The sequence below is a fragment of the Dyella sp. 01L423 genome (assembly GCF_056399945.1).
The window spans coordinates 113,318-130,653 of the sequence record NZ_JBFTSI010000001.1 but is presented as its reverse complement, the minus strand read 5'-3'; the positions used below and the strand labels follow the sequence as shown (position 1 = coordinate 130,653).

19 protein-coding genes and 1 tRNA gene are annotated in these 17,336 nt (G+C 65.3%); 7 read left to right on the top strand and 13 right to left on the bottom strand.

What is annotated here, in order from left to right; genetic code table 11:
* Positions 1-128 precede the first annotated feature (128 nt).
* The 4 genes from pdhA (at position 129) to AC1DMY_RS00595 (ending at position 4,207) form a co-directional block, all read left to right on the top strand.
* Positions 129-1,214, top strand: coding sequence for a pyruvate dehydrogenase (acetyl-transferring) E1 component subunit alpha (gene pdhA, locus AC1DMY_RS00610; RefSeq protein ID WP_204636063.1), 1,086 nt, complete (start codon positions 129-131; stop codon positions 1,212-1,214).
* A 3-nt stretch (positions 1,215-1,217) separates the two neighbouring features.
* Positions 1,218-2,198 carry an alpha-ketoacid dehydrogenase subunit beta gene (locus AC1DMY_RS00605; protein WP_441604702.1) on the top strand — a complete coding sequence of 327 codons (981 nt, stop codon included), beginning with the start codon at positions 1,218-1,220 and terminating at the stop codon, positions 2,196-2,198.
* Between the two features lie 114 nt (positions 2,199-2,312).
* Entirely contained in the window at positions 2,313-3,701 is a 1,389-nt protein-coding gene (locus AC1DMY_RS00600; protein ID WP_477163116.1) for a dihydrolipoamide acetyltransferase family protein, read from the top strand.
* Positions 3,702-3,823: 122 nt separating this feature from the next.
* Complete coding sequence (locus tag AC1DMY_RS00595) at positions 3,824-4,207, top strand: VOC family protein (protein ID WP_477163115.1); 384 nt, start codon at positions 3,824-3,826, stop codon at positions 4,205-4,207.
* 128 nt (positions 4,208-4,335) lie between these two features.
* Here AC1DMY_RS00595 and AC1DMY_RS00590 read toward each other — a convergent pair whose 3' ends face one another.
* The 9 genes from AC1DMY_RS00590 to AC1DMY_RS00550 form a co-directional block, all read right to left on the bottom strand.
* Entirely contained in the window at positions 4,336-4,977 is a 642-nt protein-coding gene (locus AC1DMY_RS00590; RefSeq protein ID WP_477163114.1) for a DUF6348 family protein, read from the bottom strand.
* 14 nt (positions 4,978-4,991) lie between these two features.
* On the bottom strand, positions 4,992-5,318 hold the full coding sequence (locus AC1DMY_RS00585; RefSeq protein ID WP_121877849.1) for a hypothetical protein: 327 nt from the start codon (positions 5,316-5,318) through the stop codon (positions 4,992-4,994).
* A gap of 33 nt (positions 5,319-5,351) precedes the next feature.
* Positions 5,352-6,719 carry a tryptophan--tRNA ligase gene (locus tag AC1DMY_RS00580; protein WP_477163113.1) on the bottom strand — a complete coding sequence of 456 codons (1,368 nt, stop codon included), beginning with the start codon at positions 6,717-6,719 and terminating at the stop codon, positions 5,352-5,354.
* 34 nt (positions 6,720-6,753) lie between these two features.
* Entirely contained in the window at positions 6,754-7,668 is a 915-nt protein-coding gene (gene rocF, locus AC1DMY_RS00575; protein WP_477163112.1) for an arginase, read from the bottom strand.
* A gap of 36 nt (positions 7,669-7,704) precedes the next feature.
* Positions 7,705-8,085 carry a rhodanese-like domain-containing protein gene (locus AC1DMY_RS00570; protein ID WP_477163111.1) on the bottom strand — a complete coding sequence of 127 codons (381 nt, stop codon included), beginning with the start codon at positions 8,083-8,085 and terminating at the stop codon, positions 7,705-7,707.
* Positions 8,086-8,102: 17 nt separating this feature from the next.
* A tRNA-Thr gene (locus AC1DMY_RS00565) sits at positions 8,103-8,178 on the bottom strand.
* A gap of 46 nt (positions 8,179-8,224) precedes the next feature.
* Positions 8,225-8,974, bottom strand: coding sequence for an SPOR domain-containing protein (locus AC1DMY_RS00560; protein ID WP_477163110.1), 750 nt, complete (start codon positions 8,972-8,974; stop codon positions 8,225-8,227).
* 38 nt (positions 8,975-9,012) lie between these two features.
* A complete protein-coding gene (locus tag AC1DMY_RS00555) occupies positions 9,013-9,771 on the bottom strand; it encodes a type III pantothenate kinase (RefSeq protein ID WP_477163109.1) in 759 nt (252 codons plus the stop codon).
* Positions 9,768-10,736 (bottom strand): biotin--[acetyl-CoA-carboxylase] ligase, encoded by a 969-nt coding sequence (locus tag AC1DMY_RS00550; protein WP_477163108.1) that lies wholly within the window; start codon positions 10,734-10,736, stop codon positions 9,768-9,770. The genes AC1DMY_RS00555 and AC1DMY_RS00550 overlap by 4 nt, the downstream gene beginning before the upstream one ends.
* Before the next feature lie 343 nt (positions 10,737-11,079).
* Here AC1DMY_RS00550 and AC1DMY_RS00545 point away from each other — a divergent pair, with 343 nt between their 5' ends.
* The gene (locus tag AC1DMY_RS00545; protein ID WP_477163107.1) at positions 11,080-11,292 is read left to right on the top strand and encodes a hypothetical protein; all 213 of its coding nucleotides are present in this window, start codon (positions 11,080-11,082) and stop codon (positions 11,290-11,292) included.
* A 12-nt stretch (positions 11,293-11,304) separates the two neighbouring features.
* The gene (locus tag AC1DMY_RS00540) at positions 11,305-12,072 is read left to right on the top strand and encodes a M90 family metallopeptidase (protein ID WP_477163106.1); all 768 of its coding nucleotides are present in this window, start codon (positions 11,305-11,307) and stop codon (positions 12,070-12,072) included.
* 625 nt (positions 12,073-12,697) lie between these two features.
* Here AC1DMY_RS00540 and AC1DMY_RS00535 read toward each other — a convergent pair.
* The 4 genes from AC1DMY_RS00535 to dusA form a co-directional block, all read right to left on the bottom strand.
* Positions 12,698-14,116 (bottom strand): ATP-binding protein, encoded by a 1,419-nt coding sequence (locus tag AC1DMY_RS00535; RefSeq protein WP_477163105.1) that lies wholly within the window; start codon positions 14,114-14,116, stop codon positions 12,698-12,700.
* Positions 14,082-14,774, bottom strand: coding sequence for a response regulator transcription factor (locus AC1DMY_RS00530; protein ID WP_046971280.1), 693 nt, complete (start codon positions 14,772-14,774; stop codon positions 14,082-14,084). The genes AC1DMY_RS00535 and AC1DMY_RS00530 overlap by 35 nt, the downstream gene beginning before the upstream one ends.
* Complete coding sequence (locus AC1DMY_RS00525; protein ID WP_477163104.1) at positions 14,774-15,094, bottom strand: PepSY domain-containing protein; 321 nt, start codon at positions 15,092-15,094, stop codon at positions 14,774-14,776. The genes AC1DMY_RS00530 and AC1DMY_RS00525 overlap by 1 nt, the downstream gene beginning before the upstream one ends.
* A gap of 98 nt (positions 15,095-15,192) precedes the next feature.
* Positions 15,193-16,197 (bottom strand): tRNA dihydrouridine(20/20a) synthase DusA, encoded by a 1,005-nt coding sequence (gene dusA, locus AC1DMY_RS00520; RefSeq protein WP_477163103.1) that lies wholly within the window; start codon positions 16,195-16,197, stop codon positions 15,193-15,195.
* Positions 16,198-16,468: 271 nt separating this feature from the next.
* Here dusA and AC1DMY_RS00515 point away from each other — a divergent pair, with 271 nt between their 5' ends.
* Positions 16,469-17,245, top strand: coding sequence for a ferredoxin--NADP reductase (locus AC1DMY_RS00515; RefSeq protein WP_477163102.1), 777 nt, complete (start codon positions 16,469-16,471; stop codon positions 17,243-17,245).
* The last annotated feature ends 91 nt before the right edge of the window (positions 17,246-17,336 follow it).

Below are 17,336 nucleotides of genomic sequence, written 5' to 3'. Positions count from 1 at the left end.
GCAGCGCAACATGCCCGCCTGTAATCATTTCGGTCTTGCTCAGGGCTTTACGTCCGCTGCTGGCCCCACTGGATGGGCCGCCGACGCCCAGCACCCCACTTTCTCATTACTCACTCCGGGAGCGAGTCGTGTCTATCGCCGCCAAGTTTGAAATCGAATACCTCCAGTATCTCGATGCTGAAGGCAAGCAGGTCCGTGACGATCTGCCTGAATTCGCCAAGGATCTCGACCATATGGTCGAGCTGTACAAGCTGATGCTGTCGACGCGCGTGTTCGACGCCAAGTCGGTCGCCCTGCAGCGCACCGGCAAGCTCGGCACCTACGCCAGCTGCCTGGGCCATGAAGCGGCGCACGTGGGCATTGGCAGCGCAATGAAGCCGGAAGACGTGCTCGCTCCCAGCTACCGCGAATACGGCGCGCAGCTGTACCGCGGCGTGCAGCCGCGCGAGGTGTACATGTACTGGGGCGGCGACGAGCGCGGCAACGACTACCAGAAAGAACCGGCGCGCCATGACTTCGCCTGGTCGGTGCCGATTGCCACGCAGTGCCTGCACGCCGCCGGTTCCGCGCTGGCGTTCAAGATCCGCAACGAAAAGCGCGTGGCCGTGTGCACCATCGGTGACGGTGGTTCGTCCAAGGGTGACTTCTACGGCGCCATCAATATCACCGGCGCGCAGAACCTGCCGATGGTGGCGGTGATCGTGAACAACCAGTGGGCCATTTCGGTGCCGCGCAAGATCCAGTCCGGCGCACCGACGCTGGCGCAGAAGGGCATCGCCGCGGGCCTGTTCTCCATCCAGGTGGACGGCAACGACATCATCGCGGTGCGCAAGGCGATGGAAGACGCGCTGGACCGTGCACGCAACGGCCAGGGCGGCAGCGTGATCGAGGCGGTGACCTATCGCCTGTCCGATCACACCACCGCCGACGATGCGCGCCGTTACCGCGGCGAGCAGGAAGTGAAGGACGCCTGGGCGAAGGAGCCGATGAAGCGCCTGCGCAACTGGCTGGTAGCCAAGGGCGTGTGGGACGACGCCAAGGAAGAAGCCTGGAAGGCGGAGTGCGACGACTGGATGGACAACGAGGTGAACGCTTACCTCGAGACCAAGACCCAGCCGGTCACGGCGATGTTCGACTACACCTTCGCCGAAGTCCCCGCCGATCTCGCCAAGCAGCGCGATCTCGCCATCCAGCTCGACAAGAAGGCCCATTAAGTCATGGCACAGATCACCCTTATCGAAGCCGTCACCCAGGCACTCGCCTATGAAATGGCCCACGACGAGAGCGTCATGGTGCTGGGCGAAGACGTTGGCGTGAACGGCGGCGTGTTCCGCGCCACCCAAGGCCTGCAGGAAAAATTCGGCGAGCTGCGCGTGCTCGACACGCCGCTCGACGAAACCACCATTGCCGGCGTCACCGTGGGCCTCGCCGCCCAGGGCATGAAGCCGGTGGCCGAAGCGCAGTTCGAAGGCTTCATCTACCCGATGATGGAGCAGATCGCCTGCCACGCCGCGCGCATGCGCAACCGTACGCGCGGCCGCATCACCGTGCCGGCCGTGTGGCGCGCCCCGTGGGGCGGCGGTATTCGCGCACCGGAGCATCACTCGGAAGCGAACGAGCACCTGTTCACCAATATCCCGGGCCTGCGCGTGGTGATGCCGTCGTCGCCGGCGCGTGCCTACGGCCTGCTGCTCGCTGCGATCCGCGATCCGGATCCGGTGATGTTCTTCGAGCCCAAGCGCATCTACCGCCAGTACAAGGAAGAAGTGCCCGATGACGGCGAGGCGCTGCCGCTGGACGTGTGCTTCGTGCTGCGCGACGGCACCGACGTCACCCTCGTCTCGTGGGGCGCGCAGGTGAAGGAAGCGCTGGAAGCGGCCGATGCTCTCGCCGAGGAAGGCATCAGCGCCGAAGTCATCGACGTGGCCACCCTGACCCCGCTCGACTTCGACACCATCGCCGAATCGGTGCAGAAGACCGGCCGCTGCGTCATCGTGCATGAAGCCCCCAAGACCGCGGGTTTCGGCGCCGAAATCGCCGCGCGCCTGGCCGAGGAATGCATGTACGACCTGCTCGCGCCGGTCGAACGCGTCAGCGGCTACGACACGCACATCCCGCTGTTCCGCCTGGAAATGAAGTACATGCCGAGTGCCGAACGCGTGGTGGAAGCCGCCAAGCGCGCCTTGGCTGCCAGCTAAAATCCTTCTGCGCTCGTCGTCCCAGCGAATGCTGGGACCCAGCGCCTAAAAGCAAAGACACTGGATCCCTGCCTTCGCAGGGATGACGACCAAACAAAATTCGCGAGAATCATCATGGCCGACATCAAGACTTTCTACCTGCCCGACCTCGGCGAAGGCCTGCCCGACGCCACCATCGTCGAGTGGCACGTGAAGGAAGGCGACACCATCAAGCTCGACGCGCCGTTGTGCTCGATGGAAACCGCAAAAGCCGTCGTCGACGTGCCTTCGCCGTATACCGGCAAGGTCACCAAGCTGCACGGCGCCGCGGGCGACATCATCGAGACCGGCTCCGCGCTGGCCGAGTTCGAGCCCGATCCGAACGCCAAGCAGCGCGCCGAAGCCGAATCCACCGGCCACCACCACGGCCCCAAGAAAGGCACCGGCAGCGCCACCGCCGACACGCACAAGGTCGTTGCCTCCGATGAAGGCGGCGAGATCGACAGCGGCAATGGCAAGTCTGAGCGTGAAGACGAAGGCACCGTGGTCGGCGCGATGGTCTCCGGCAGCCATGTGCATGTGGAACAGGCCAGCAGCGTCGGCGGCGTCAAGGCCGTGCCGGCGGTGCGTGCACTGGCCAAGAAGCTCAAGGTCGACCTCACCCGCGTGCAGCCCTCGGGCGCCGACGGCGTGGTGACCATGCAGGACGTGAAGAACGCAGCCGCCAACGGCAGCGCCGCGCTCGGCGCCGCACCGGCCCGCAGCAGCGTGCCCGCTTCCGCCGGCCGTCACCTCGCCCCGCAGCTGCCGGAACCGGACGCCCCGCGCACCGCTACCTCGCTCGCCGGCAAGCCCGTGCGCACGGCGCCGCCGAGCGTGCAGGCCAGCGGCCAGCCGGAACAGCTCAAGGGCGTGCGCCGCAATATGGCCCGCGTGATGTCCGAAGCCCACGCCAACGTGGTGCCCACCACGCTGGTCGACGACGCCGACCTGCACGCCTGGATCGGCAAGCAGGACATCACCGCCCGTCTGATCCGCTCCATCGTGGTGGCCTGCAAGACCGTGCCGGCGCTCAACGCCTGGTTCGACGGCAAGAACCTCACCCGCACGCTGCACCCGCACGTGGACATCGGCATCGCCGTGGACACCGACGACGGCCTGTTCGTGCCGGCCCTGCGCAATGCCGACGTGCTCGATGGCGCCGGTGTGCGCGCTGCGATCAAGCGTCTGCGTACCGCCGTGGAAGACCGCAGCATTCCGGCCTCGGAGCTGTCGGGCTACACCATCAGCCTGTCGAACTTCGGCATGTTCGCCGGTCGCTACGCCACGCCGGTCGTGGTGCCGCCGTGCGTCGCCATCATCGGCGCGGGCAAGCTGAGCCACGACGTGGTGGCCGTGATGGGCGGCATCGAAGTGCATCGCCGCATGCCGATCTCGATCACCTTCGATCACCGCGCCGCCACCGGCGGTGAAGCGGCGCGCTTCCTCAAGGCGTTGCTGGACGATTTGGCGCTGCCGAACTAAGGCACTTCAAGCGTACGAAGAGCCCCGGTCATGCCGGGGCTTTTTTTATGCGCGAATCGTTGACGGTCCCTGCACCCGGCCTCGCACTACGATCGATGGCCGCTCATCACGGGACTACCGCCATGCATCACAGCCGACTGTGCACGATCGTGATCGACTGCAAGACGGACAACCTCGCCGACGCCGCCACCTTCTGGAGCCACGCGCTGGGCAAATCCATCGTCACGCTGGACGAGGATGGCGATGGCAAGTACGCCCGCCTCGCGAGCGCCGATGACGAGCCCATCATCCTGTTGCAACGCGTTGCGCACGACAGCCGCGTGCATCTGGATATTGAAACGGACGATATCGAGGCCGAAGTGCAACGCATGGAAAAACTCGGCGCCACGCGCGTCCATCACGTGCCCGACCGATGGTGGGTGATGCAGGCGCCGAGCGGCCATCGATTCTGCGTGGTTCGCCCTCAGCGCGAGGAATTCGGGCCGCATCTCAATCGGTGGGGTTAGTGCGACCTAGAGCGCCATGCCACACCTGTGGAAGCGCACCCTGTGCGCGACCGCGGCGCCATGTCGTTACCGCTCCGTAGGCTTGTCGCGCACAGGGTGCGCTCCCACAGGAGATCAACTATGCCGCCTCAGTAATCGCGAATATCCAGCGCCACAAACCCGCGAACGCTGTAACCCTTCTCCGCCGCAGGCCACGACAGCGACGCCAACAGCCGATCACCGGCCGGCCACGCAGCATTGTCGAGCAAGGCTTCGGCAGTGACGGCGCCATCGTCGCCACGACGATAAAACAGCCGCACCCAATGCAGCTCCGGATTCAACGACTCGTTCTGCAGCGCCGTGCGCAGCTGGGCTACCAATCCGGCAGGCGGTTCAACACCATCCTGACTCGACAGCCATGGCGCGACGAAGACATCCCATGTGCGGATGCCAAAATCCCAGCTCTGCAGCTGCATGCGGCGAACGTCAGTGACATACCAGCATGCCGCCAGCAGTACATGGAACACGCCGTGTTCGAACGCGCGCAAGGCATCCAGGCAACCGGCTTCGCTACCGCCGACGCCGGCGAAACTCTCTTCGATATGGCGATCCTCGCTGATCACCACGTCGATATCGAGGCGACCGGGTTCGCCAGCGGCGCCTTCAAACCAGCTGGCGCGCACGGCGGGAAAATCGCCGTCCGTCATCAGCCACTCTTCGTCCGGTTCCAGTTCGACGTCATGACGTTCGAACAGGCGCAGGAGGTATCGCTGGAGATCGGCGTCTTGCATGGTCGTTTCCTGCTTCAGTGCGCGTGAGGGCGCCATACGAGCTGGCGCACGATCAGCGCCAGCACCAATACCACGACGCATGCGCCGTAACCGTAGAGCGCCGGCAGCACCTGCTGCCAGATGGCGCCGCTGGATGGCCCGTACTGGCCCACCGTGGGCACCGTGGCGGTGTCGAACGCCGTGCTTGCACACTCCACCGCGGCGAACGCAGCGAGCAGCAAGGCCGCCACGTCGAAGTAGCGGCGCAGGCGCGTGCGCGGCAGGCTCTTGGGATAGGACCAGAACGCCCAGCCCAAGATCAGCAACCAGGGCGCGAGCATAAGGATGGCCAGATAACGCATACGTCAGTTCTCTCCTTGAAAGCCGGGGGCGCGTTATTCCTGCGCAGCCAGTTGATCGAGCGCGCCGCGCAGGCGGCCGAGCGCTTCGTCGCGGGCCTGCTCGCCGTCGTAAGCCGGCGTGGCGCCGACCTCGTCGCCGTCGATCTCAAGCACCAAGGCCTGCGGCTGCACCTGCAGTACGGCCGATACGCTGCCCAGTTCCTTGATGCGCTTCTGCATGGCGCCGGCGGCCTTCGGATCGGCAAACGAACGCGACAGCAACAGCTCTTCGCCATCGGCGGAGAACAGGCGGAAACGGAAACTGCCATCGGCATCGCGGAAGCTGGCGAAACGCGCCGACTTGGCGCCCTTCGCGGCGGCGGCCTTGGCATCGCCCGAGCCCGACGCCACCGACGCGCCCGAACGCAGGCCAATCGCATCGCGAAGCTCGGCAATCTTGGGCGCGGCAATCGCGCGTGCCTTCTTGGCGCCTTCCTGCAGGATCTCCTCGATCACGGCGGGGCGCGCCATCAAGGCGTTGTAGCTTTCGCGCATCGGCGCGACATCCACTTCCAGGCGCTCGAACAACACCTGCTTGGCCTCGCCCCAACCCAGTCCGTCCACCAGCGCCTGGCGGAACGCAGTGGATTCGGCCTCGCTGGCGAACGCGCGGAAGATGGTGAACAGCGAGGAGCTGTCCGGATCCTTCGCTTCGCCCGGCAGGCGCGAATCGGTGACGATGCGCATGATGGAATCGCGCAGATGCTTCTGCCCACCCGCGAACAGCGGAATGGTGTTGTCGTAGCTCTTGGACATCTTGCGGCCATCGAGTCCAGGCAAGGTCGCCACCTGTTCCTCGATCACCACTTCGGGCAACGCAAAGAATTCGCGGCCGTAGATATGGTTGAAGCGCTGCGCGATATCGCGCGCCATCTCGATGTGCTGGATCTGATCGCGACCCACCGGCACTTTGTTCGCGTTGAACGCGAGAATGTCGGCGGCCATCAGCACCGGATACATGTACAGGCCCGCGGTGATACCGGCATCCGCGTCCTCGCCGGTTTCCGTGTTCTTGTCCACGGACGCCTTGTACGCATGCGCGCGATTGAGCAAGCCCTTCGCGGTGACACAGGTGAGGAACCAGGTCAGCTCGGGGATTTCCGGAATATCGGACTGGCGATAAAACGTGACCTTCTGCGGATCCAGGCCGGCGGCTAGCCACGTGGCGGCAATCTCCAGCCGCGAACGTTCGATGCGCGCGGGATCGTCGCTCTTGATCAGCGCGTGGTAGTCGGCCATGAAGTAGAACGCATCCACGTCGTCGCGCTTGCTCGCGGCGACGGCCGGGCGGATCGCGCCGACGTAATTGCCCAGGTGTGGCGTGCCGGTGGTGGTGATGCCGGTAAGTACGCGGGTCTTCATGTGCTGGTTTCTTCGTATTGTTTGGTGTTGGCGATCAGCGGATCAGGGTGGACTTGCCGAACAGCGATTCCACCAGGTCCACGGCCAGGCGCGCGGTCTGGTTCTTCTTGTCGAAGGCGGGATTGAGTTCGACGATGTCCAGAGAACTGACGCGGCCACTGTCCGCGATCATCTCCATGCACAGCTGTGCCTCGCGATAGTTCGGGCCGCCGCGCACGGTGGTGCCCACGCCCGGCGCGATGGTCGGGTCGAGGAAGTCCACGTCGAAGCTGACATGCAGATGTGTGTTCTCGTCCACGCCGGCGAGGGCTTCTTCCATGGTGCGCTTCATGCCCACTTCGTCGATGTGGCGCATGTCGAAGATGCTCACCTGCGACTCGCGCACGAGGCGCTTTTCGCCTTCATCCACCGAACGGATGCCGATCTGGCGGAACGCCGCCGGAGAAGTAGCCGGCACATGGCCGCCCATCTCGACCAATTCCTTCGGCCCATTGCCGCACAGGCACGCCACCGGCATGCCGTGGATATTGCCCGAGGGCGTGGCATCGGCCGTGTTGAAATCGGCGTGGGCGTCCAGCCACAGCACGCGCAGCGTCTTGCCCGTCTCGCGGCAATGGCGCGCGATGGCGCTGATCGAACCGATCGCCAGACAATGATCGCCACCCAGCATCACCGGCACGCGACCGGCGGTGAGTTCGGCATAGATCGCCTCATGCACGGCCTGGTTCCACGCCACCACTTCGGGCAGGTGGCGATAGCCGTTCACCGGCGGCTGCCACGGATTGAGCGGTCCCTGCAGGTTGCCGCGATCGACCACCTCCAGCCCGCGCTTGGCGAGCCGAGCGGCGAGGTTCGCTACGCGCAGTGCTTCCGGACCCATGGACGCGCCGCGATGTCCCGCGCCAATGTCCGTGGGAACGCCGATCAGGGAGAGTGCCTTGTTGACCATGAAAACCTGCAGTGTCAAAGCGGAATACGAGTCGTCCTAGTGTGCCAGAGGCAGACGACGGTGCCGCCATGTGTTCAAACTGCCATCCAACTGGCGCACATGGGTATAGCCCAGCGATGTAAGCGTTTCCTGCGCCCTGGCGGCGCGCTTTCCGGAGACGCAATACACCACGATCTCGCTGTCGCGGGGCACGCCGAGAACGCCGGCGCGGCTCGCCAGCTGGTCGACGGGGATATTGAGGGCGCCTGCAATGTGGCCGTCGAGGTATTCGTCGGACTCGCGCACATCAAGCAGCACGGGCGCCTGCCCGGCCTGCTGGCGCTGCAGCAGTTGCGAGGCGTCGTATGGCGCATCTGCCGCCGTGGCAGTACCCATGCCCGCCAGCATCAGCAATGCGGCCAGATGGGCCTTGAGCATGCGGGAAACCCTCGATCTGGTGCCGGCAGCAGGAGTCGAACCCGCGACCTACTGATTACAAATCAGTTGCTCTACCAACTGAGCTATGCCGGCGAAGTAGCGAAGTCTAACAGGCCCCCACGGTGCAACGCCAAAGGCCTCAGAAGCAGCCCGTGCTATGCGAACCCACGCCGCGCACACGGTTGCGCCAGTCGGTGTGGCCGTTGTCGGCGATCACCACGTCCAGCCAGTACTCGGCCACGCTTTCGGTGCGCTCGGTCATCTGGGCGGGGAAGCCGGCGGCGACCACCTGCTCGCGGCGGCGGCGCGCGTTGGCGGGATCCTTGAACAGGCCCAGCGAAATGGTGTTGGACTGATCGCCCGAGCTGACCACGAAGTATTCGCCGACATTGGCGGCGGCCAGACGACGGCCCAGCTCCAGCGCCTTGTCGCGGCTACCGCCACCCGGCAGGTAGACCCACCACCCGGTGGTCTGCGTGGTCTGCTCCTGGCGCTGACGCATGCGTGCGGCCTGACTGGTCAGGGCACTGCGCGCGTTGCGCATGTCGACTTGCGTGGCAAATGGACCCAGGGCCATGCAGGTATAGGTGTTGGGTCGCGACGGTGGCGGTGGCGGCACTGGCGCGGGAGCGACGGCCTGCGCCACCGGCGCTGCATTGGAGGCCGGGCCTGCTGCGGTAGCCGCCGCCGCTGCGCCGATGCTCGTCGCAGGCGAGGCCGGCGTGGGTACGCTCGAGGGGGCCGGAGGGCGCTCGCTCAGCAGGTGCAGTTCGGGTACGCCGGCATCGGTCGCGCTGCGGCCGTGCGCGTCGTCCTGGCCGAGCAGCAGCCACGCGCCTACCGCAATATTGAGCGCGATCAGCAGGACAAAGAGCAGGCGCAGGAACATCGGGGATCCGTCAGGCAAGCGGCGGGAGAGCGGGCATTTTAGGGAGCCTGCCCGGTGGGTGAATGTGCGTCGGACCACACGGACAATCCGCGCAGCACGCTGTCCTGGCTCAGTCGTGCCGGATGGGCGATCAACGGCGCCAGCGCCTCGGCATCGCCACCGCCCAGAATCAGCTGCGGCGAACCGCCCAGCGGTGCGGACATGTGCGCGACAAAGCGTTCCACCAGCGCCGCCGCCGCCTGCCAGCAACCCGATGCCACGGCATCTGGCGTGTTATCGGCCACGTCCAGCACCTCGCCGGGGCGGTCGACCAGCACGCGCGCGGTCGCGCCCAGCAGCGCCTGCTGCATCAACTGCGGTCCCGGTGCGATCAAGCCGCCAAGATGGCGGCCATGTGCGTCGAGCGCGTCGAGGGTGAGCGCGGTGCCCACGCCGGCCAGCACACAGGGGGACAGCCCTTCGGCGCGAGCTGCCACCATGCCGAGAAAACGATCCACGCCCAGACGGCCCGGTTCGGCATAGGCGTTGCGTACGCCACAGGCTTCCCCCGGTGTGCGCAGCCAGGTAGTGGTTCGCGCAAAACAGGTCGACACCACGGCGGCGATCTGCGCTTCGCGGGTGCCATCCACCACCGACGCACCAAACACATCGATGGGTATCGGCAGCTGCCGCCACGCTTCATGCAGCACCAGCGCAACGTCCTCGTTCCAAGCAACAGCGCCTTGCTCGCGCCACTGCGTGCCCTCGCGCAGCGCCCACTTCAGACGCGTGTTGCCGAGATCGAGCAGGAGTCTCATGCGCGACGCACCGTGACGTCGGCGCTGTCGATGCGATGCAGGCCATCCGCAGCCTGCAGCAGCAAGGCGCCGCGCGCATCCACGCCCGCGCCCACGCCTTCCAGCATGGCCTGTGGACCCTGCACGCGCAGCGGTTTGCCGCGCAGCAGGTCATAGCGTGCGTATTCATCGACGAAGGCCGCGAAGCCGTCGCGCTCGAACTGTTCGAGCCCTTCTGCCAAAGCCGCCATCAATGCAGCCGCCACGCGATTGCGATCGGGCGCCCGGCCCGCCAGCGTGGCGAGATCGTTCACCGGCTGGCCTGCCTGTTCGTGCAGGGCCGCGGTGAGACGGACGTTCAAACCCACGCCGATAATCGCTGCGCAAGGTCCCTGATATTCGCCGCCGAGTTCGACCAGGATGCCAGCGAGCTTGCCGCCGTCGCTCAGCACATCGTTGGGCCATTTCAAACCGGCACCCTCGATGCCCAAGGCAGCGAGCGTGCGCATCACGATCACACCGACGGCCAGCGACAGTCCCGACAGCGCGGCAAAGCCGCCATCGAAACGCTTGAGGCATGACAGGTACACATTGAGGCCCGGCGGCGACAGCCACGAACGGCCGCGACGGCCGCGCCCCGCGGTCTGGGTTTCCGCCAGCACCATGCTCAGGTCGGGCAGATCGCCCTGGCGGCGCTGGATCTCACTGGAAGTCGAGTCGATCTCCCAATGCAGCTCCAGCGTGCCCAGGCGTTTGCCGAGCGCGCCAGGCAGCAAGTCGCGCAGCGTGGGCAGGTGCAGCAACTGTACCGGCCAAGGCAGGCAGTAGCCGGCCGTGCCGCGCGATTCCACCGGTACGCCGCGAGCGCGCAGCGCCTCGACCTGCTTCCAGATGGCCGCACGGGTTACGCCCGCGCGTTCGGCCAGTTGGGCGCCCGACACCATGCCGCCATTTGCCAGCGCCACGAGCAAGTCTTGCGCCTGCATCAGGCGGCATTCCGCGCCGGTCGACCGCGTTGGCGGCGTCCGTGGCGAGCTGGGGACAGGATCAGAGAGCGTGACATTCAACGATTCTAGCCTGCCGAGGGAGTTCGAAGCCGGTCGCGGCGCCGTTCGAACTCCATGACTTCTGGGACTCGCAAGCCTTGCATGAGGGTTACGCAGGCACTGGTATCACCGCGGTTTTTCTGCCAGCATCGGGCTCTTCGATTGCGGATCAAGGGGTTGAGCCGCCATGGGCGTCGGGAAGTTCTTACTTGGCTGTATTTTATGCGTCGGCAGCGTCAGCGCTGCATCGGCCATGGATGCGGACGGCCAGGATCTGAGCTCCATGCAGCGCACCGTGGACACGGGCTCCGGCAGCCACGACGGCGCCAGCGGCAGCGGGGGCGATGCCCTGGGTCTGTCGCGCGAGGCCAACACCGCCCCTGCCGCCTCTTCTTCGTCCAGCGACAACTGCCCCACCACGGCCCCGGCTCGCGCGCCGCGCAGCCGCCAGAACCATATCGGCTGGCAGTCCTTGTTGCCGGGCTCCATCCAGTAACGACACCAACCCGTGTCGGCTGCCTGGTGGCGGCGCTTACGCGCCTATGTCACGCCTCCCCCGCTTGCTGACGAACCCTGGCGCATTGCGCTGGATGGTTGTCCGCTGGCGCAACGTCTCGACCACTCCCGTCAGAACGAGCTGCGTCGGCTTGTAGGTGTGTTTCTGGCACGCAAGCGCTTCCATCCGCTGGGCGGCGTCGATCTGTCCAATGCCGACTGCGCCCTGATCGCCATGCAGGCTTGCCTGCCCGTGCTGCGCCAAGGCCCGCGCAACTTGCGCGGCTGGCGCGACATCCTGGTGTATCCCGGCGAGTTCCGGGTGAAACGCAGCCATCACGATGACCGCAGCGGCGTGGTGACTGAAAGCGAAGATGTGCTGATCGGTGAAGCGTGGGAACACGGCCCGCTGGTGTTGTCGCTTGCCGACGTGCAACTCGACCTTGCCCATCCGTGGGACGGCTACAACGTGGTCGTGCACGAGATCGCCCACAAACTCGACATGCTCGACGGGCCGCCTGATGGCGTGCCGCTGCTGCCGGCCAACATTCCTCGGCGCCAATGGATTGTCGCGTTCCAGCGCGCGTTTGATCTGTTGTCGAATGATGTGGCGCGTGGACGGGACACGTTGATCGATCCGTACGCTGCAGAGAGTCCCGACGAATTTTTTGCCGTGGTGAGTGAGCTGCATTGGTCGCAACCCTCAGTGCTGCGTCGCGCGGACGCTGCCGTCGCGGGATTGCTCGAGGCGTATTACGGACCGTCGCCTGCGCTGGTTTGATACTGCGTAAACGCGGCCATCCACAGCAGGCAACTGTGTGAGCGCACCCTGTGCGCGACAAGCCTACGGAGCGGTACATCGCAGCGCTGCGGTCGCGCACATGGTGCGCCCCTACAAGGGGACGCTCGCCGTGGATTGCGGATTGAAGATTGCGCGACGCTATTTGTGGGAGCGCACCCTGTGCGCGACAAACCTACGGAGCGGTACACCCAGGCGTGGCTGTCGCGCACAGGGTGCGCTCCCACAGACAAGCGCCGTCACGACAGAGGGGACTGGCTGAGGCCGATGCGCAGCGAGGCGTCGCTCTAAGTCCTCAGCGCCATGGCGCGTTCCGAAGCGCTTTGAACTACCCGCTATGTAGCGGCGGAGGTTGCCAAGCAACGACCTGCCTCAGGCGTTCGGGCTTATCCCAACGTAATGCTGCCAGCCCTTGAGGCCATTCTCTTTGGGTTACTTTTCTCTTGGGCCAGCAAGAGAAAAGTGACTCGAGCGGCGGCAGCCGTTCGAAACGCCCGCCGTGTAGGCGGCACGCTGGCGGTATCGCGACAACCGAGCGAACAGTCGCTGGGTTCCTGCCTTCGCAGGAATGACGATAAAAAAAAACCCGAACAGATCAAGACCAAACTCAACCCGGCGGAAACGTCACACTAAACCGCGCCCCATTGAACTCCGGCGAGCGATCCACCACCAACTCGCCGCCATAAGCGCGAATAATGTCCTGCACGATCGACAAACCGATCCCGTGCCCCTGCACGCGCTCATCACCGCGCACGCCACGCTGCAGCACCGCCTCGATCTTGTCGTCGTTGATGCCCGGACCATCGTCCTCGACGCTCAACCACAAGCCCGGACGCTGGCGGCCCGCGACGGGGCGCATCTTCACCACCAGCAGCACCTGGTGGCGCGCCCACTTGAAGGCGTTCTCCAGCAGGTTGCCCATCAGTTCGAGCAGATCGCCCTGCTCGCCGTAGAACGCCGCGTTGTCGTCGATATCGAATTCGCACAACACGTTCTTGGCGGCATAGACCTTCTCCAGACTCTGCACCAGATCTTCGGCGTGACCGGCGATGGGAATCGCAGTGGTCGCGAAAGTCTGGCGCCCGGAGGTAGCGGCCCGCGCAAGCTGGTAAGCCACCAGCTCATCCATGCGGCGCACTTGCTCGAGCACCGGATCACGCAGCGCCGATTGGGCGATGGCGCTTTCCAGACTGGAGCGGATCACCGCCAGCGGCGTCTTCAGGCTGTGCGCAAGATCGGCCAGCGTATTGCGCGTGCGCACTCGTTGTTCGCGTTCGCTGTCGATGAAGGCATTGATGCGTTCGGTCAAGCCGGTGAGTTCGAGCGGGTACTGATCGCCCAGGTGTTCGCGTTCGCCGCGCTCCACGCGCGACATTTCGTTGGCGACCTTGCGCAGCGGCGTGAGGCTCCAGCGCAGCAACAACATCTGTAGCAGGATCAGCATCACACCTAACGACGCCAGCCAGAATACGAGGCTGCGCCGGAATACTGCGCTGCTCCCTTCGAGCTGGTCCTCGGTCTGCGCCACCATGAAGGTGAGGTGCACCGATTTCTTCTCGGCGGTGTCGAGCGCCACGCCGTAGATGTAGTAGTACAAGCGCCCCATGCGCGTATCGACCGGGCCCACGAAGTGCTCTTCGCCGGGCGCGAGCGGATGCAGGAAGCCGAAGTCGCGGCCAATCGCCGACGGCGACTCCCACTTGAAGCCGTTGTCGCCGATGGCAACGGCGTAAAGGCCCGAGCCCGGCCGCGAGAAACTCGGATCGGGCGGCGTATCGGGCAGCAGCACCTTGCCGGAGCGACCGACTTCGGTGCCCGCGAGATAAGCCACGACAAAATTCTGCAGGCGATCCTGCAGCCCCTTCAGCGAGCTGTCGGCTGCCGTACGGGTGAGCGTAAGACCGACCACGCCCAGGAACGCAGCCAGCACAAAACCCGTCGCCAACGCCGCACGACCCGCCAGTGACAGCGGGCGGCGCGGCGGCGATGGATCATTCGTCTTCGCTTTCGCTGCGAGGGATGGCAAAGCGGTATCCGCGTCCACGTACCGTCTCGATGGGCTTGAGGTTGCCTTCCGGGTCCAGCTTCCTGCGCAGGCGGCCGATGAAGACCTCCAGCACGTTGGAGTCGCGATCGAAATCCTGCTGGTAGATGTGCTCGGTGAGGTCGGCCTTGGAGACCAGCTCGCCGGCGTGCAGCATCAGGTATTCGAGCACCTTGTATTCATAGCTGGTCAGGTCGACCGGTTTGCCTTCCACCGTCACAGTCTGCGCGGTGGTGTCCAGCTTGATCGGGCCGCAGGCCAGGATGGGCTTGGACCAGCCGCTGGCGCGGCGCACCAGCGCGTTGATGCGCGCCAGCAACTCTTCGACGTGGAACGGCTTGACCAGGTAGTCGTCGGCGCCATGCTTGAGGCCTTCGACCTTGTCCTGCCAGCCGCCACGGGCGGTGAGGATCAGGATGGGGTAACGCTGGCCGGCTTCACGCAGCGACTTGATCAGGTCCATGCCCGACATCTTGGGCAGGCCCAAGTCGATGATGGCCAGATCGAAGGGCACTTCGCGTCCGAGATACATGCCCTCTTCACCGTCCTGGGCCGCATCGACGGCAAAACCATCGCGCTTCAGGCGGGCGGCGAGGGTCTCGCGCAGGGGAGCCTCGTCCTCAACCAAAAGAATGCGCATCAGTGTTTCTCCTTGTTGCTTCCACCGTCACTGGACGGGTTCTTGGTCGAATCACTGGAAGCCGGCGCCTTGCTGGCCTCCGTGGTCACGGTCACCACGCGTACATGCCCGGTGGGCGTCAACACTTTCACGCGGTGTTCGAAGGAACTGCGGCCCCGCCGTACGGTACTGGCGGACAGTACTTTGCCGCCGGTTTCATGCTGCACCTGGGTTACCGCCTGCTCCAGCGACATGGATGGCTCGTTGGACTGTGCCGCCCAGGCAGCGGTGCCTGTCGACAGTGCCAGCAGCCATGCCAGGGGACGCAGGATTGTTTTCATTTTGTTAAACAAGCCCGGGGTAACGGCAGGGGGACGGTATCCATCGGCGTTCAGACTATGGAATCGCGGCTGAATATAGGCCGGACGAACCTGAACGGTCACGCGGCGATGCGCGGTTGTGCGATGGCCTGCTCCATTAGCGACCAATCGGCCCCCGGCAGATGGGCGCCTTCGCTGAGCCGGCGACGGAAGCCGCGAGCCCCGGGCTCGCCCTGGTACAGCCCCAGCAGATGGCGGCTGATGTGCTTGAGCGCCGTGCCACGGGCCAGCTCGGCCTCGACGTAGGGTCGCAGGCGCAGCAGCACGTCTTCCCGGGTCGGCATCGGCTCGTCGTAGAGCGCGGCCTCGACCTGGGCGAGCAGGTAGGGGTCGTGATACGCCGCGCGCCCCAGCATCACGCCATCGACCTGCTGCAGGTGCGCCTGCACCTGCTCCACCGAGGTGATACCGCCGTTGATGACCACCACGAGGCCGGGAAATTCACGCTTGAGGCGATACACGCGCTCGTAGTCCAGTGGCGGGATCTCGCGGTTTTCCTTGGGGCTCAGGCCTTGCAGCCAGGCCTTGCGCGCATGCACCACCAGCACTTCCACGCCGGCGGCGATCATCGTCTCGGTGAAGTGCTGCAGGTCGGCGTAGTCGTCCTGGTCGTCCACGCCAATGCGGCATTTGACCGTGACCGCGATATCGACCGCATCGCGCATGGCCTTCACGCAATCGCCCACCAGGGCCGGCTCGCGCATCAGGCAGGCGCCGAAGCGGCCCGATTGCACGCGGTCCGACGGGCAACCCACGTTGAGGTTGATCTCGTCGTAGCCCGCCTCCGCGCCATATCGCGCAGCGACGGCCAGCTCGGCCGGATCGCTGCCGCCCAGCTGCAGGGCCACGGGGTGTTCCTGCTGGCTGTGTTCGAGCAGGCGCAGCTGCTTGCCACGCACGAGCGCGGCGCTGGTCACCATTTCGGTATACAGGCGCGCATGCGGCGACAGCAGCCGGTGGAAATACCGGCAGTGGCGGTCCGTCCAGTCCATCATGGGCGCGACGGTGAGGCGCCAGTCGTCCTTCTGGATCGGCTGCCGCAAGGGGGAAATCAGGGCTGACATGGGGCCTATTGTACTTGCTTGGCCCGGTGGGTCGCGGGCGCCTGGTTTCCCCGCGGTCCCTTCGCTGCGGCAGGTTGACGCAATAAACCGGGTCTCACGACGTTCGGCGTCCTGGGCTGCGAAGCCTCCATGGCATAATGCGGGCTTCGCTGCACCCCCAGGGCAGCACTCGTCAGGCGCAGCGGGTTCCGCCTTCCCCATACGAGTCCGGTACCGGCCTGGCCGGTGCCCTGCCTGCAGCTTCCCCAAGATTTTTAGGACGGTACCGGCAATGGTGGCATTGGCGACGGAGCACGTGATCGACGTGCACCACTGGAACGACAGTCTCTTCAGCTTTCGCACCACGCGCGATCCGGGCTTCCGCTTCGACAGCGGACAGTTCGTGATGATCGGCCTGGAAGTGGATGGCCGTCCGTTGATGCGCGCGTATTCGATCGCCAGCGCCAACTACGAGGAACACCTGGAGTTCTTCAGCATCAAGGTGGCCAACGGCCCGCTGACCTCGCGCCTGCAGCACCTCAAGCCGGGCGACCCGCTGATCGTCAGCCGCAAGCCCACCGGCACGCTGGTGCTCAACGACCTCAAGCCGGGCAGGCATCTGTATCTGCTGGGCACGGGCACGGGGCTGGCGCCGTTCATGAGCCTGGTGCGCGATCCGGAGACCTATGATCGCTACGAGAAGATCGTGATCGCGCACGGCGTGCGCAACGTCAACGATCTTGCCTACCAGGACTATCTCGAAAACGAGCTGCCGCAGCACGAGTACCTCGGCGAGCTGGTGCGCGACAAATTGATCTATTACCCCACGGTGACGCGCGAAGCGTTCCGCAACCAGGGGCGCATCACTGACAACATCGTCGATGGCGCGATGAGCAACGCGATTGGCTTGCCGCCGCTCGACCCGGCCATTGACCGCGTAATGCTGTGCGGAAGCCCCTCGATGCTCGACGACACCTGTGCGCTGCTTGATACGCGCGGTTTTCAGGTGTCGCCGCGTACGCGTGAACCGGGTGATTATGTGATTGAGCGGGCGTTCGTCGAGAAATAAGCGCGTTTCCGAATTTTCGCGGAACCTCTTGTTGTGGGAGCGCACCCTGTGCGCGACGGACCTTGCGTCGAGGTACAACGCAGCGTCTGTC

Bases quoted from the DNA above. Each gene is read 5' to 3' on its own strand.
- AC1DMY_RS00570 (WP_477163111.1), bottom strand. From the start codon at position 8,085: ATGCTCAAGGCCCATCTGGCCGCATTGCTGATGCTGGCGGGCATGGGT.
- dusA (WP_477163103.1), bottom strand. From the start codon at position 16,197: ATGTCAGCCCTGATTTCCCCCTTGCGGCAGCCGATCCAGAAGGACGAC.
- AC1DMY_RS00515 (WP_477163102.1), top strand. From the start codon at position 16,469: ATGGTGGCATTGGCGACGGAGCACGTGATCGACGTGCACCACTGGAAC.
- AC1DMY_RS00530 (WP_046971280.1), bottom strand. From the start codon at position 14,774: ATGCGCATTCTTTTGGTTGAGGACGAGGCTCCCCTGCGCGAGACCCTC.
- AC1DMY_RS00555 (WP_477163109.1), bottom strand. From the start codon at position 9,771: ATGAGACTCCTGCTCGATCTCGGCAACACGCGTCTGAAGTGGGCGCTG.
- AC1DMY_RS00605 (WP_441604702.1), top strand. From the start codon at position 1,218: ATGGCACAGATCACCCTTATCGAAGCCGTCACCCAGGCACTCGCCTAT.
- AC1DMY_RS00560 (WP_477163110.1), bottom strand. From the start codon at position 8,974: ATGTTCCTGCGCCTGCTCTTTGTCCTGCTGATCGCGCTCAATATTGCG.
- rocF (WP_477163112.1), bottom strand. From the start codon at position 7,668: ATGGTCAACAAGGCACTCTCCCTGATCGGCGTTCCCACGGACATTGGC.
- AC1DMY_RS00590 (WP_477163114.1), bottom strand. From the start codon at position 4,977: ATGCAAGACGCCGATCTCCAGCGATACCTCCTGCGCCTGTTCGAACGT.
- AC1DMY_RS00595 (WP_477163115.1), top strand. From the start codon at position 3,824: ATGCATCACAGCCGACTGTGCACGATCGTGATCGACTGCAAGACGGAC.
- AC1DMY_RS00525 (WP_477163104.1), bottom strand. From the start codon at position 15,094: ATGAAAACAATCCTGCGTCCCCTGGCATGGCTGCTGGCACTGTCGACA.
- AC1DMY_RS00550 (WP_477163108.1), bottom strand. From the start codon at position 10,736: ATGCAGGCGCAAGACTTGCTCGTGGCGCTGGCAAATGGCGGCATGGTG.
- AC1DMY_RS00585 (WP_121877849.1), bottom strand. From the start codon at position 5,318: ATGCGTTATCTGGCCATCCTTATGCTCGCGCCCTGGTTGCTGATCTTG.
- AC1DMY_RS00580 (WP_477163113.1), bottom strand. From the start codon at position 6,719: ATGAAGACCCGCGTACTTACCGGCATCACCACCACCGGCACGCCACAC.
- AC1DMY_RS00600 (WP_477163116.1), top strand. From the start codon at position 2,313: ATGGCCGACATCAAGACTTTCTACCTGCCCGACCTCGGCGAAGGCCTG.
- AC1DMY_RS00545 (WP_477163107.1), top strand. From the start codon at position 11,080: ATGCAGCGCACCGTGGACACGGGCTCCGGCAGCCACGACGGCGCCAGC.